Below are 11,131 nucleotides of genomic sequence, written 5' to 3'. Positions count from 1 at the left end.
TCTTGTGTAAATCGACGTCTCATTTTATCTGCCTCTATTAAAAGTTAGAGGCGACAACTATCCTGACACAGGGGGAATTATCCACAAAGAGGTTAAGAGGCGCTGCGCTTTTAGAGTAAGTGATACATATTGGCCGATCTGGTTTTTCTCGGTTATTACTGATTACCTTATCTTTGTGAAAGAAATTACTTATACTTTTAATAATAATTAAAGTGTACTTTTGAGGGGAGACAATACCTAAGCGACAGCAATTCAATGCTATCGTTTAAAATATAAATCAATCGCTTTGGTGAGAAGCTCGTCGAGCTGTTCTTCAAATTCTTCAATATTAATATCAAAGTGTTTTAAATAAGCCCGAGCCTGAGCAAGTGATAAATTACGGCTGTTAACGCTATATTGTCTCTCGTCTATGGTTTTATCGTAACGAGGTAAAAATACAAATTGGCCATAAAATGGTGACTTAATATGCTTATTTGCAAAACGACAAAAATCTTCAACATGCTCAGCCCCCTTAGGGCCGAGGCAACCGGGCTCAATGCGGTACATTAAGCGGATTTTTTTGTCGTCATTTATTTGCATTAATAGCCTTTATCTAAAAAACAGTACGCGTACTATTTTCCCATCTTTAATTTGGTAGCTCGAAATAAGTTCTGAGCGTTTATCAATCACGTTTTCGTCAGTTGAACAGGTTTCTGATAGTTCGTGATCAATCACTATATCACCGTGCACTATGCGCTTAATGGGTGATGAGTGAATACACTTTAACTTTTTAAACATTAGCCCATAACGTTCTATTAGTTTTTCTTTACCTTTAAATAATAGCTCATTAGGGAAAATATAAAACTCAACATCTTCGGCATATACACGAAGAAACTCTTCAATGTTGCGTGCGTTATAGGCTTTAACTAACTGCTCTACTACCGCAAGTGATTCGCGCGATTGCTTAGCTTTAGTTTGCTGCTTAACTGTTAGCGCTTCTTTTGCTTGCGTAACTGCTTTTTCAGCTTCGGCTACTGCCACTGCTTTTTCTATTTTATTTTTAGGCTTTTCAGTGGGTTTAATCTGCTCATTACCCAATACTTTTGAATCGTCTGGTTTAGTCGCATCAATTGTTGGCTTTTTAAGCTCAGGTGCTTTGTATTCAAGCGTATTTACTTTCTCGTCAGCTTTAGTCTGAGTTGTTGATTGCTCATCTTCAACTTTCGGTTTTTCAACGTTTGCTTGAGCTTCAACTTGCTGCTCTTTTTGCTCAGGCTCGCTTTGTTCTGCGGCGTAAGTAATAAGCGCAACGGTAGTAATTAACGAGGCAAAAATAATAGATAACGGTTTCATAACTTTCCTAAAATGAACACTAAATACGTGTAATACCAATTGCATTAAATAAGTAACCTATTATAGCGTTAAGAAAATAGCACTATAACAAGGCAAAAATTATGACATATAGTTGTTCTATATGAATAATTTTTAACGCAGTCAGTGAGTTATTTAATGCGATAGAATGATCATATTTTTGATGAAATTGGTATAAGGGTGCAACATAGCAAATTTTAACGTTATCGGGTAGTTAATACCACCACTGTAGCTTACCAGTACTGCTCTACTGTAATGTTACCGGGTGCTTTGCGGCGGTTACGCGTAAAGTTTTTATCGATAAGTAGCGCGGTTGTGTCTTTTACCATTTGTGGGTTTCCGCAAATCATAAATTGTGCGTTACTAGGCTCTGGGTTTAATTTTACATGCTCAAACAAGCGGTTGCTCTCAATAGCGCTAGTAATTCGCCCACTTAAGCCTTGCAATGGCTCTTCTCTACTTACAACAGGAATATAGTTAAGTTGTGCTGAGTACACTCGTAATAGCTCGTTAATAAGTGCCTGATAGCTCAAATCGTTATTAAAACGTACGCCATGTACTAAGTTTATGCTTTTGTATTTTTTCCACACATCAGGCTGTTGTAATATCGATAAAAAAGGCCCTATGGCAGTGCCAGTACCTAACATCCAAAGCTGATCGCTTTGTGGTATTTCATCAAGGGTAAAAAAGCCAGTTGCGCGTTGCTCTATAAGTACGGTTTCGCCTGGCTGTAATTTAGCTAAACAGGGCGATAATAAACCATCAATAACGTTAATAAGGTAAAACTCGAGGTCGGGGTTTTCAGGGGCATTCACATATGAGTAAGCCCGAGCAATACGCTTGTCGCCATCCATTATAGAAAGCTTTGTAAATTGCCCTGCTTTAAACGGTTCTACATTAGCATTAACGGTTAAGCTAAAGAGCGTTTCGCTCCACCATGTTACGCTTTTTACTGTTGCTTCAACCCAATTAGACATAGTTACCTCTTGGTTTAGCCATTAAAGTTTTAAATAACTCACCCCATAAACATTAGCATTAAGTGACAAAGACTTACAGGAGAATATGACTAGATTTAAAGCAGTGATGTATGCAGTATTTACCAATAAAATAATGTGAATAATTAGCTCTGCGAAAAAAGCCATTAACTGCATAAGGAAAAGTGAAGTAGCAGTAATCCAGAAGAACCAAACCAAAAAACGAGTATTTTGTCACTCACTTTAAAAGCGCTGCGTCTCTCAACCTCTAGTGAATTATTTACTTAAAAAACTATTGCACTAGGAGAAGTGAAAGAGGAGTAAATGAGAAGAACCAAGCCAGTAAACGAGTATTTTGTCACTGACTCTAAAAGCGTAGCGTCTCTTAACCTCTTAGTGAGTTATTTATTTAAGCCATTATTAATTAATTTTATAGTTAAACTCAAATTTCACACATAAAAAAACGGCGCTAAATTTAGCACCGTTTTTATAAGCAATTAGAAAAAAGTTTACGCTTTTTTCTCTTCACAACTTGCTAGGTATTCGTCAAACGTACCTTGGAAGTCGATTACTTTTTTATCTTTAATATCAATGATACGCGTAGCTAAAGACGATACAAACTCACGGTCATGGCTTACAAAAATAAGCGTACCTTCAAAGTCTTTAAGCGCATTGTTAAGCGCTTCAATGGCTTCCATATCCATGTGGTTAGTTGGTTCGTCCATTACTAGCACGTTAACGTCTTGCATCATTAACTTACCAAATAACAGGCGATTTTTTTCACCACCAGAACAGTTACGCGCTTTTTTGTTTGAATCGTCTGCTGTAAACAACAAACGGCCTAACATGCCACGAACCATTAAATCGTTATGCTTAGCTGTACGCCATTGCGACATCCAATCAAACAACGTTAAATCGTTATCAAAATCTTTTGTGCTGTCTTGCGGGCAATAACCAAAGGTCGCATTTTCAGACCATTTAATTTCGCCTTCATTACTTTTAAGCTCGTCTACTAAACAGCGTAAAAATGTTGTTTTACCCACACCATTTTCGCCAATTACAGCAAGCTTAGCGCCCGCTTCTAGTAGTAAGTCGCCACCAGTAAATAATGTTTCGCCATCAAAACCATGGCCAAGCTTATTAACTTCAAGCGCTTGACGATACATTTTTTTACCTTCGTCAAACGAAAGTGATGGGCTCATACGGCTTGAAGATTTAACTTCATCAAGCTTAATTTTATCCATTTTTTTAGCGCGCGAACTCGCTTGTTTAGCTTTAGAAGCGTTAGCACCAAAACGGTTAACAAAATCTTGTAGCTCGTCAATTTCAGCGCTCTTTTTAGCGTTTTCAGCTAAAAGTTGCTCGCGTTGTAAGCCCGCAGCTTCTAAAAACTTCTCGTAGTTACCAGGGTAAATACGTAATTCGCCGTAATCAATATCGGCCATATGCGTACATACCGAGTTTAAAAAGTGACGGTCATGCGAAATAATAATCATCGTACATTTACGTTTGTTAAGCTCGTTAGCAAGCCACGTAATTGTATGAATATCCAAGTTATTGGTAGGCTCATCCAGTAGCAAAATGTCAGGATTTGCAAATAACGCTTGTGCTAAAAGTACGCGTAGTTTCCAACCTGGAGCAACGTTTGCCATTAACCCGTAATGAAATTCTTTATCGATACCCGCTTCAAGCAAAATCTCTTCAGCGCGGCTTTCTGCCGTGTAACCGTCCATCTCAGCAAATACGCTTTCAAGATCGGCTACTTTCATGCCGTCGTCTTCGCTCATTTCTGGTAACGAGTAAATACGTTCGCGCTCTTGCTTTACTTTCCAAAGCTCCACGTCGCCCATAATTACCGCGTCTACAACGCTGTATTGCTCAAAAGCAAACTGGTCTTGGCTTAGGTTACCTACTTTTAACCCTGGAGTAATAGATACATTACCCGCACTTGGAACAAGCGCACCGCTTAAAATTTTCATGAAAGTCGACTTGCCGCAGCCGTTAGCGCCAATTAAACCGTAACGGTTACCGTTACCAAATTTAGCTGAAATGTTTTCAAACAACGGCTCTGCGCCAAACTGCATCGTAATATTTGCGGTGGAGATCAAAAAGGGTAATCCTAGATTAGTACTGACAGGAGTACGCTGCAGCAAAACGCCGCAAACAAGAACCAGACAATAGGGTAAATTAGCTGGCGAATTATACAGATCAGCCACAACGAATGAAAGATAAAAGGTAGCTAATTTATAACCAAACGTTTGTGCTAATAAAATCCGGCAAAATAAACTGCATCAGTTAAGTTTAATTGTTTTGATAAATTAACTTTATAGCCTCTTTATTTTTATAAATAAGCTGGTTTATAGCTGTAACATCAGCAGGTAAAAGTGATTTTTTACTCAACATAAAATGCACGTTATTAATATGAATAGGAGCAATTGAATTTACCTTCATAATTGAATTGTATTTTTTAGCAAAGTGAGCAGCGACTACCGAATCTTCTATAACATAATCAACACGTTTTTTATCAAGCATACCAAAGCGATTTTTAGCTTGTGCAGTTAATATTACTTGTTTAAAAAAGGGCTGCCTTAGTTGCTCAAACTCATCGCCAAAAAAACTCCCTCGATTGACCGCCGTTGTATGGCTTTTATTGAATATGGCAGGTAACGTGGTTACATCAGGTGCATCTTTATGTTTGTACAGAAGCATTATTTCTTCTCTGTAGGGTAAACTAAAGTAAGCATATTGAGCGCGCTGTTCAGTAAAGCTTGCAGCAAATGTAATATCAACACGGCCATTTTTTAACTCTTCTTGAACGCGCGACAAACTCGGAAAATAAACCCATTCTACACAATAAGTGGAGCCGTAAAACGTACTATTAACTACATCAACTTCAATGCCTAAAAACTGCCCATCTTGTTTAATTAAATATGGCGCCCAATTGGTTTCGTTAGTACCCATCACCAATTTTTTTGTACATGCTAAGGCATTAAACTGAGTAAATAACAGTGTAGTAAACGCTAAAAATAAAGTTTTCATTACACTCCTTAAATTAGTGTTCAAACAACGCTTTAAGTGCTGTTTTATTTTTGTTTATATATTCATTAATTACCGCAAGCTCAGTAACCGACACCGTATTTTTGCTAAACATTAAGTAAATGTCGTCCTTGTTTACATACTCAATACTGGTTACTAATTTTATGTTAGTGCTTTTTTCACCAAAATGAGCACCTACTAATTCGTCTTCAATAGCAAAATCAATACGTTGCTTATTAAGCATTTCAAAGCGCTTACTAGTTGCGCTGGTGTATTCAATTTGTTTTTTATACGTTGTTTTATATTGCTCAAACTCTTCGCCGTAGTAGCTCCCAAAGTTAGCGCCCACGGTAAGGCCTTGTTTAAAAATATCTTCGAGGTTTTTAACGTTATGCTGATTGTTGGTATTTTCGTACAAACGCATAACTTCAGTTCGGTAGGTATCACTAAAGTGCACATATTTAGCGCGTTTATCGGTATAACTTGCAGCCCATCCTAAATCAATACGGCCGTATTTAAGCTCAATAAAAGCCCGCTTAGAATTTGGCAGTAACTTAACTTCAAAACAAAAAGGGGAGTCAGCAAATATAATGTTAAGCGCATCAACCTCCGAGCCTTGCAGCTTACCGTTAATACCCATTACATAAGGCGGCCAAAAAGCATCGTGCGATGCCACGCTAAAGGTTCTCTCACAAGCAAATACATTAAACGGAGTCGTAAACAGCAAACATAAAAATACGGTAATTAATTTATTCATTGCGCCTCATAGTTATTATTTTTGCTTATTATTACAACAGTATAAACCAGCTTTTACATTTTAGCGGCGCGGGATTGTTTAAATATGTAAATAGTTGGTTAAAACTCATTTAGGGATAAAACAACCAAACTAGCGTTGTTGGTAACTTTATCTATGGGTACACTAACAATAAATTTATACATAGCAGAGCACATTATGTCGCCAACTAAAATTCGCAACAATGTTATAAAGCTCAGTGAATTAAGCACTAAACAACCAAACTACTATTTTATACAAGGTTATTTAATGGGGTTAGGTGCATTACCTCAACTGCTTCCCCCGAGTGAGTGGCAACCTGATTTATTTGGAGATATTAACCTTCAAAAAGAGAGCGAGCTAAAATACCTCGAAAGCTTAATGGCTCTGTATAACCAGTGCATGGATAAAGTAATTCAAAACGAATTAAAAATGCCAACAAAATGCAGCCTATCCAAGCAAGACTATAGGGATTCGCTAAAGCCTAACATGCCCCTACCAAGTTACTGTAAAGGGGTTTTACAGGCGCTTAAAAATATAGATAAACGTATGCTTGATGCAGGGCAAAAACAGTCTCTTAATAACCTAAGCAGCGTTTTAAAAGCATTTTCTAGTGAAAAAGCCGCCGCAAAAGAGTTTGGTGAATTTGCCCAATATAACGCCCAAGAATATAAACGTAATTATGTTTATTACATGGCCGACGCTATTTTTGAACTTCGATTTAGTAACGACCTAACTTTAAGTGATGACGATGAGGCCGAATTTAACAGCACCTTTTTAGACGAAGAACCAAATGAATTAGATGAGCTTGATGAATTACTTGAACTGGTACTTGCCGATACAGAGCTAAAAGCACTTAAGCCAATACAAATGTTGCTAGACATCATGGAAAGTGGGCTCATAACAAAGCAATTTATTAAAGACAACACTGGGCACTTTTGGGGCTTGCACGAAACCCGACCTTATATGATGCTTCGCGCGCATCGAGCAAAAATACACGCACTGCATGGTTATACCCAAAAAGCACAATCAGAGCTCGAAGAGTTATTAAAGCTAAACCCAAACGACAATCAAGCAAACCGCTTTTTATTAATGAACTGCCTAATTATTAATAAACAATGGGAGAAGTTAGAAGCGCTATTGACCGGCTTTGATTTTCAAGAGCTACACGCAACCGCTAGTCGGGCGCTCAGTGCTTTTGTAATGCATGGTGATTCAAAACCCGCTAACGAATACAAAAAAATGCTCCAGGAGCAAAATAAACACTTTACCAAAATTCTTACAGGTCAAGAAAAACTAAAAGAACAACAGCCGCCATATTTCAGCCCAGGTAGTAAAGAAGAGGTAGGTGTTTACCTTGATTCGTTAGGTAAACAAGCGTGGATTGCGGTACCGGCGAGTCTTTTTTGGCTAAGAAAAAAGTAACAAAAAACGTTTAGCGTGATTTATATCGCGCTAAACATAACGCAGATTCAATTTTGAAGTGCATAACCGCTTTTTGAGTTTTTTATTCAATAGTAGAAATCACGCTTGTTAAGCGTGCAGCATCAATGTCGCTTGTGTTCGTAAAGCGCCATACTTGAAATAATAAATTTCAAACCCGTCAATAAACACATAACATTCAGCAGTCATCGTTAATAACCTGCGCTTTATTGGTTTTACGTTGCCGTGCATTGTAGCCACCTACATCGGCGGCTAATTCATTAATTTCATCAAGGAGCGATCCTTGTAATTGCAGCACGACTAAAGCTTCAAATAAAATATCGCTTTTAACTGTCTCGCCTTGCTCAAGTTTTTGCACAGTAGAGCGCGACACACCAATCATTTTTGCAAAGGTACTTTGCGTGTAATGCAAAGTGCGGTGCTGGCGTATTAAATCCCCTAATCGCTGCGCCATTTTTAAAGCTTGTTCCGATCTCATTAATGAGTGCCTACTCAGTCATTAAGGTGTTAATGATTATTTTAGCGGTATTTGGCTTGTTTGCAAATAAAAGTGATGATTTAAAAGTTATTGGTAATTTGTTTGTTGGTGTTTTAAATTTTATACCGCGTGTGTCACTCAGCATCAGTGCTTAATAACAACGGCGTATTAATTTAAAAATTTCTACTTATTAAGCCTATATTTAATGCGCTTGTTCCTGTAGATTAAACAAATAATGAATGCAGCATTAACAGTGTCTTAGCTGTTAAACGATTAGCCAAGGAGCGGTGAGTCTCGTGTCAAACACCACACTTACTTATTACAACCAAAATGCCAAAGCTTTTAGCGACTCAACACTTAACGTTGATATGTCGGCGCTTTATGCTGAGTTTTTACCGCACGTTGCACAACACGGTAGTATTTTAGATGCCGGTTGTGGCAGTGCGCGCGATGCCGCATTTTTTAAAGCGCAGGGTTTTACTGTAAGTGCGTTTGATGCAAGCCCTGAGCTGGCAGAGTTGGCAAGCAGTTACTTACAACAGCCTGTAGCGGTTAAAACATTCCAAGAGCTAAATAGTGTAAATAAATATGACGGTATTTGGTGCTGTGCTAGTTTATTGCACGTTCCAAAAGCTGAATTACCGCAGGTGTTTTTAAACCTACAAAATGCGCTTAAACCGAATGGTGTTTTGTATGTATCGTTTAAATATGGCGATACAGAGCGTGTGCATAATGGTCGTGAATTTACCGATTTAAACGAAAATGCTTTAACGCATTTACTTAGCCATACGCAGTTAAAAGCTATTAAACAATGGCAAAGCGTTGATCAGCGCCCAGATCGCGAAAGTGAAGTGTGGCTAAATGCGCTTATTAAGGTAGTGCACGTTTTATGATTGGAGCAATGCAGCAACAACTCGACTTTATTGCTTATATACAACGTATGTTGGTCGAAGGTGAATTCACAGCTACTTATAAATATGCATTGTTACATGCAATTGCTGATGTGTGTGTAGAGCATAAAAATAGTAATCCCGAAGCTCCAATGGAAATTGAAATCGACACTTTGGTTGATAAGTTTATTCAACTGTATTGGAATCATTCAGTGCCATATGCATTGGGCACAACAGATATAATAACCAATGCCGAAGATATGTTACTTAAGCAAAATAGCTTAGGCCAAGCAAAGTTCATTACCGAGATATTTAAGCTGCAAAATGCAGGTATTAAAAGTTATAACGCATTCAAAAATCATCAGCAATACAGCAAAGTAATAAGCTCATTACGGCGTACATTTATTGATGGACCTCTTTGGCGCTTGCAGTTACTTTCGGGAAAAGAAGAGTGCTTTTTATATCCTCATACACTTTTAGGTAAAGGCAGAGAGCCAAAGCGAATTGTTTTAAATGTAGGTATTGCTCAGTGTTTTAGGCGTTTTTACGATTTGGTTGTGCATCTTAGTGTTACTGAATGGGTAGAAAAAGTACAAACAATAAAAGCGAATCAAATGTTATTGGGATCGCAAAGCCAGCTACAAGAATTTTTGTTTGGTACTAATAGAACTGCTTTAAAAGTAGTTGCGCCGCTGCTTATTGATATTCAAAAAGGGCTTTGCTTTTATTGCCAAAAACCAATGAACCTAAAAAACGAAAAAGAAACTAAAAAAACACCAGAGGTCGATCATTTTATCCCGTTTAAGCGCTATCCAAACGACTTAGCACACAACTTTGTTGCTGCGCATGCTGATTGTAATAACAATAAGCGAGACCACCTCGCAGCATTCGCTCACCGCGACCGCTGGCTAGAACAAAACCTCGATACGCATAAAGCCGAAATTGCCAATAAACTCCAACCTTACTTTTATTGTGATTCAGATAAGTCACTTGCAGTCAGTAATTGGGCATATCAGGTTGCGCAGGCTAACAGTGCAAAGTTATGGGTAAAGAAAGGTTATTTTGAAGAGGCGGCTGGTTTTAAATATCAGCAACCAAGTACAGGGCTGGATTTAGTGGCGGAAGAAAAGCCAAGGTATGACGTGTAATACAGAATTTGTAGTTCGTGCTGTAGGTGGGAGTTTATCTCGGGCTTTAACTTGTAGGCGCTGAGCTTGCTCGCGCGAAAAGCGAAGCTTTTAAATTTCGGTGTAATTAATGTGTAGGTGCGATTTTACATCGCGCTCATAAATTGTTTTTTGCGTGGGATTTAAGGGATTTAAAAACCTCTATTCGAGGTTATATCGCGTTGGCGATGGCAACCAAAGGGCGGCTGCCGCCGACCGCCCTTTGGAATCCCACGGCGCACCCGAGGATCACACTTTATCTTCAACTTACGTGAATAATGTGAACGTAACCAGCGTAGATAGGCCATCCATGGCCAAGCTACGCTTTGTACAGCATCCATGCTGTAAATTACTCATCATTAACTCAGTTTCAGGTGTGCTCACGGGGAGTTGGAGTGTGCTGGTCGATTGGTGTTTATAAATGTAGGCGGGAGTTTACCTCGCGCGTTGGGTTGTAGGCGATGGCTTGCTCGCGCGAAAAGCGAAGCTTTTAAATATTGCGAAATTTTGGTATTTAAAAGTAGTAATTTAGTGTTTTTAAAATTCTTAAATAAATAACGAACTGCTTAGCTAAGGCGAAAGGATGTTAGAAAAAAAGAAACCAAGGGAGCAAAGCGGGCGTCATTCATTTGCTGCATATCGAGCACAGGTGAGATCAGCTGCGATGGCATCACTATCTATTCTAGAAAACGATGGTATCGATAGGGTTTACTGTGACTTGCACGATGATTTTGTTATTCGTAAAAAAGATGACGATGGATTTAGTTATGTTTTTTACCAAGTTAAAACTAATGGCAAGCAAAACCACAATTGGACTTTAAATGAATTATTTGGCCTTAAAGCCAGAACTAAAGACCAGAAAAAACAGTGTACAGAGAAAATAAAAAACAGCTTTATTGGTAAGCTACTTTTACATACCGTAGTTTTCGATAATTACTGCAATTCCCCCCTGTGTCAGGATAGTTGTCGCCTCTAACTTTTAATAGAGGCAGATAAAATGAGACGTCGATTTACACAAGAAT

The 11,131-nt window shown here is 38.4% G+C and carries 12 protein-coding genes; 5 read left to right on the top strand and 7 right to left on the bottom strand.

The window, feature by feature from the left end:
• Positions 1 to 258: 258 nt before the first annotated feature.
• From WNY98_RS20380 to WNY98_RS20355, 6 genes are all read right to left on the bottom strand, one after another.
• Positions 259 to 579, bottom strand: a complete 321-nt coding sequence (locus tag WNY98_RS20380) for a hypothetical protein (RefSeq protein WP_076924937.1) — start codon at positions 577 to 579, stop codon at positions 259 to 261.
• A gap of 9 nt (positions 580 to 588) precedes the next feature.
• Positions 589 to 1,332 carry a nuclear transport factor 2 family protein gene (locus tag WNY98_RS20375; protein WP_342878798.1) on the bottom strand — a complete coding sequence of 248 codons (744 nt, stop codon included), beginning with the start codon at positions 1,330 to 1,332 and terminating at the stop codon, positions 589 to 591.
• Positions 1,333 to 1,583: 251 nt separating this feature from the next.
• The gene (locus WNY98_RS20370) at positions 1,584 to 2,327 is read right to left on the bottom strand and encodes a ferredoxin--NADP reductase (protein ID WP_342878797.1); all 744 of its coding nucleotides are present in this window, start codon (positions 2,325 to 2,327) and stop codon (positions 1,584 to 1,586) included.
• Between the two features lie 506 nt (positions 2,328 to 2,833).
• Positions 2,834 to 4,432, bottom strand: a complete 1,599-nt coding sequence (locus WNY98_RS20365) for an ABC-F family ATPase (RefSeq protein WP_076915768.1) — start codon at positions 4,430 to 4,432, stop codon at positions 2,834 to 2,836.
• Positions 4,433 to 4,625: 193 nt separating this feature from the next.
• Complete coding sequence (locus WNY98_RS20360; protein WP_342878796.1) at positions 4,626 to 5,363, bottom strand: transporter substrate-binding domain-containing protein; 738 nt, start codon at positions 5,361 to 5,363, stop codon at positions 4,626 to 4,628.
• A gap of 13 nt (positions 5,364 to 5,376) precedes the next feature.
• Complete coding sequence (locus WNY98_RS20355) at positions 5,377 to 6,117, bottom strand: ABC transporter substrate-binding protein (protein WP_342878795.1); 741 nt, start codon at positions 6,115 to 6,117, stop codon at positions 5,377 to 5,379.
• A gap of 153 nt (positions 6,118 to 6,270) precedes the next feature.
• Here WNY98_RS20355 and WNY98_RS20350 point away from each other — a divergent pair, with 153 nt between their 5' ends.
• The gene (locus WNY98_RS20350) at positions 6,271 to 7,557 is read left to right on the top strand and encodes a UPF0149 family protein (protein WP_342878794.1); all 1,287 of its coding nucleotides are present in this window, start codon (positions 6,271 to 6,273) and stop codon (positions 7,555 to 7,557) included.
• 196 nt (positions 7,558 to 7,753) lie between these two features.
• On the opposite strand, the gene WNY98_RS20345 is transcribed toward WNY98_RS20350, so the two are convergent.
• Positions 7,754 to 8,053 carry a helix-turn-helix transcriptional regulator gene (locus WNY98_RS20345; RefSeq protein ID WP_342878793.1) on the bottom strand — a complete coding sequence of 100 codons (300 nt, stop codon included), beginning with the start codon at positions 8,051 to 8,053 and terminating at the stop codon, positions 7,754 to 7,756.
• A gap of 32 nt (positions 8,054 to 8,085) precedes the next feature.
• On the opposite strand from WNY98_RS20345, the gene WNY98_RS20340 reads away from it, so the two are divergent.
• The 4 genes from WNY98_RS20340 (at position 8,086) to WNY98_RS20325 (ending at position 11,085) form a co-directional block, all read left to right on the top strand.
• Entirely contained in the window at positions 8,086 to 8,208 is a 123-nt protein-coding gene (locus WNY98_RS20340) for a hypothetical protein (RefSeq protein WP_342878792.1), read from the top strand.
• A 141-nt stretch (positions 8,209 to 8,349) separates the two neighbouring features.
• On the top strand, positions 8,350 to 8,946 hold the full coding sequence (locus WNY98_RS20335; protein WP_342878791.1) for a class I SAM-dependent methyltransferase: 597 nt from the start codon (positions 8,350 to 8,352) through the stop codon (positions 8,944 to 8,946).
• A complete protein-coding gene (locus tag WNY98_RS20330) occupies positions 8,943 to 10,091 on the top strand; it encodes an HNH endonuclease domain-containing protein (protein WP_342878790.1) in 1,149 nt (382 codons plus the stop codon). Before WNY98_RS20335 ends, WNY98_RS20330 begins: the two co-directional genes overlap by 4 nt.
• A gap of 601 nt (positions 10,092 to 10,692) precedes the next feature.
• Entirely contained in the window at positions 10,693 to 11,085 is a 393-nt protein-coding gene (locus tag WNY98_RS20325) for a dsDNA nuclease domain-containing protein (protein WP_342878789.1), read from the top strand.
• Positions 11,086 to 11,131 lie beyond the last annotated feature (46 nt).

The organism is Pseudoalteromonas sp. AS71, assembly GCF_038900275.1.
Classification (GTDB): Bacteria; Pseudomonadota; Gammaproteobacteria; order Enterobacterales; family Alteromonadaceae; genus Pseudoalteromonas.
The sequence above is the reverse complement of the archived record's forward strand: the minus strand, read 5'-3'. Positions and strand labels throughout refer to the sequence as shown.

Coding starts and splice junctions, on each gene's coding strand:
- WNY98_RS20345 (WP_342878793.1), bottom strand. CDS start 8,053: ATGAGATCGGAACAAGCTTTAAAAATGGCGCAGCGATTAGGGGATTTA.
- WNY98_RS20350 (WP_342878794.1), top strand. CDS start 6,271: ATGGGTACACTAACAATAAATTTATACATAGCAGAGCACATTATGTCG.
- WNY98_RS20360 (WP_342878796.1), bottom strand. CDS start 5,363: ATGAAAACTTTATTTTTAGCGTTTACTACACTGTTATTTACTCAGTTT.
- WNY98_RS20330 (WP_342878790.1), top strand. CDS start 8,943: ATGATTGGAGCAATGCAGCAACAACTCGACTTTATTGCTTATATACAA.
- WNY98_RS20340 (WP_342878792.1), top strand. CDS start 8,086: ATGATTATTTTAGCGGTATTTGGCTTGTTTGCAAATAAAAGTGATGAT.
- WNY98_RS20380 (WP_076924937.1), bottom strand. CDS start 579: ATGCAAATAAATGACGACAAAAAAATCCGCTTAATGTACCGCATTGAG.
- WNY98_RS20375 (WP_342878798.1), bottom strand. CDS start 1,332: ATGAAACCGTTATCTATTATTTTTGCCTCGTTAATTACTACCGTTGCG.
- WNY98_RS20325 (WP_342878789.1), top strand. CDS start 10,693: ATGTTAGAAAAAAAGAAACCAAGGGAGCAAAGCGGGCGTCATTCATTT.
- WNY98_RS20355 (WP_342878795.1), bottom strand. CDS start 6,117: ATGAATAAATTAATTACCGTATTTTTATGTTTGCTGTTTACGACTCCG.
- WNY98_RS20370 (WP_342878797.1), bottom strand. CDS start 2,327: ATGTCTAATTGGGTTGAAGCAACAGTAAAAAGCGTAACATGGTGGAGC.